The organism is Natrinema soli, from assembly GCF_028618695.1.
In genome coordinates, this window is record NZ_JAQIVI010000017.1 from 1 (window position 1) to 2,438 (window position 2,438).

The 2,438-nt window shown below is 67.1% G+C and carries 2 protein-coding genes; both read left to right on the forward strand.

Going from position 1 to position 2,438, the window contains the following annotated elements:
- Positions 1-109: 109 nt before the first annotated feature.
- Complete coding sequence (locus PGX04_RS01095) at positions 110-610, forward strand: universal stress protein (protein WP_273736824.1); 501 nt, start codon at positions 110-112, stop codon at positions 608-610.
- 104 nt (positions 611-714) lie between these two features.
- Positions 715-2,438: acetate--CoA ligase (acs, locus tag PGX04_RS01100; protein WP_273736825.1), on the forward strand; the 1,724-nt coding region annotated here is incomplete at its 3' end.

Sequence of the window (2,438 nt, forward strand, 5' to 3'; positions counted from 1 at the left end):
CGGCGACCGGTCGAACGGCGAGTCGCCGCGCGACGCCGACGGGAGCGGCATCTGAGTGCGGTCGAGCGGAGGGAGAACATTTACCTCTGCTGTCGTATGAGGTAGCCGTATGTCACTGCTCGTTCCCTTCGACGGGTCGAAGTTAGCGACGAAAGCGCTCGAGCGAGCCGCCGCCTTCGGCGACCTGCTCGACGAGGAGGTCATCGTGCTGACGGTCATTCCGGACGACGCCGAGTACGCGCGCGATCGCGGCTGGATCACGCAGGGCGAGCCGTTCGATTCTGACGCGATCGCGACGGGAATGCAGACCCGGGCCGCGGAGGTCGCGCCGGAGGCGACCGTCCGGATCGAGCGGGTCAGTTCCGACGAGCCCACTGCGACGTCGACGACGAACGTCGTCCGCGAGATCCGACGGGTCGCCGGCGAGATCGAGGCCTCTGTCGTCTTCATCGGCTCCGAGAACGCGGGCTCGGTCATCGCGCCCCAGTCGAGCGTCGGGAGCCCGGTCGCGAACGACCACCGCTACGACGTCTACGTCGTTCGCGAACCCGGTCACGAAGTCGACCCCGAGGAGATGGCCGACATCGATTCGACCCAGCACGATCTCTGATCGGCTCGGGGAACGCACCGCGAGCAGCGGGATCGAGATCCGCCTACTGCGCGGCGATTGGGAGGAACGTTTATTCCCCTGACTGACTACCGTTCGGACGATACATGGACGAACGGAACGGGCCGGATCGAGACACGTCCGCGCCGACCGGCTCTCCCCACAGCCCTCCCGACTCCTTCATCGAGCAGGCGAACGTCACGGATCCGACGCTTCACGAGACGTTCGAGACGAACTGGCCCGACTGCTGGACGCGTGCGGCCGACCTCCTCTCGTGGGACGAGGCGTACGATACCGTCCTCGAGGCGGCGGACGCCCCGTTCTATCGCTGGTTCGCGGACGGTCGCCTCAACGCCTCGTACAACTGTCTGGATCGCCACCTCGAGTCGGGGCGCAAGAACCACGCCGCGATCCGCTGGGAGGGAAAACAGGGCGAGCGCCGGACCTACACCTATCGGGATCTCTACGTCGAAGTCAACGAGCTCGCGGCGGCGTTGCGCGACCTCGGCGTCGCGGAAGACGACGTCGTGACGATCTACCTGCCGATGATTCCCGAGTTGCCGATCGCGATGTTGGCCTGCGCCCGGATCGGTGCACCCCACAGCGTCGTTTTCGCCGGTCTCTCCGCGGACGCGCTCGCGACGCGAATGGACGCCGCGGACAGCGAGTACCTCGTCACCTGCGACGGCTACTACCGGCGGGGCGACGCCTTTAACCAGAAGAGCAAGGCCGACAACGCCCGCATCGACCTCGAGCAGGACGTCCGAACGGTCGTCGTCGACCGGCTCGGTGACGACCTCCCGCACGTCCTCGGGGACGGCGAGTGGGACTACCACGAGCTTCGCGACGAGTTCGCGGGCGAAACGGTCGAGCCGGTCTCGCGCGACGCGGAGGACATGCTGTTTCTGATGTACACCTCGGGGACGACCGGCGAGCCGAAGGGCGTCGTCCACTCGACGGGGGGCTACCTCGCTCACGTCGCGTGGACGACTCAGGCCGTCCTCGACGTCAAACCCGAAGACACCTACTGGTGTGCGGCCGACATCGGCTGGATCACGGGTCACTCCTACATCGTCTACGGGCCGCTCGCGCTGGGGACGACGACCGTGATGTACGAGGGGACGCCTGACTATCCCGACCGGGATCGACTCTGGGAGATCGTCGATCGGAACGCCGTCGACGTCTTCTACACCGCGCCGACGGCGATTCGCGCGTTCATGAAGTGGGGCTCGGACTACCCCGCGCGCCACGACCTCTCGTCGCTGCGCCTGCTCGGCACGGTCGGGGAGCCGATCAGCCCCCGGCCCTGGAACTGGTATCGCGAACACATCGGCGGCGGAGACTGTCCGGTCGTCGACACCTGGTGGCAGACGGAGACCGGTGCGGTGACCGTCTCGACGCTCCCGGGCATCGACGAGATGAAACCAGGCTCGGCGGGACCGCCGCTTCCGGGGATCGACGCCAGCGTGGTCGACGCGCAGGGCGAACAAGTCGCTCCCGGCGAGGCCGGCTACCTCACGATCGCGCGCCCGTGGCCGGGGATGGCGCGCACGCTGTACGACAACGACGAGCGGTTCCTCGAGGAGTACTGGCGACGGTTCTCCGATCCCGAAACCGACGATTGGAGCTACTTCAGCGGCGATACGGCTCGAGTCGACGACAACGGCTACATCACCGTCCTCGGCCGGGTCGACGACGTGATTAACGTCTCCGGCCACCGGCTGGGGACGATGGAGATCGAGTCGGCGATCGCCGACGTCGACGGCGTCGCCGAGGCCGCCGTCGTACCCAAGCCTCACCGGGAGCGAGGCAACATCGTGAAGGCCTACGT

What these genes read in the sequence shown, in the direction of transcription:
- PGX04_RS01095 (WP_273736824.1), top strand. Translation starts at nt 110, where the DNA reads ATGTCACTGCTCGTTCCCTTCGACGGGTCGAAGTTAGCGACGAAAGCG.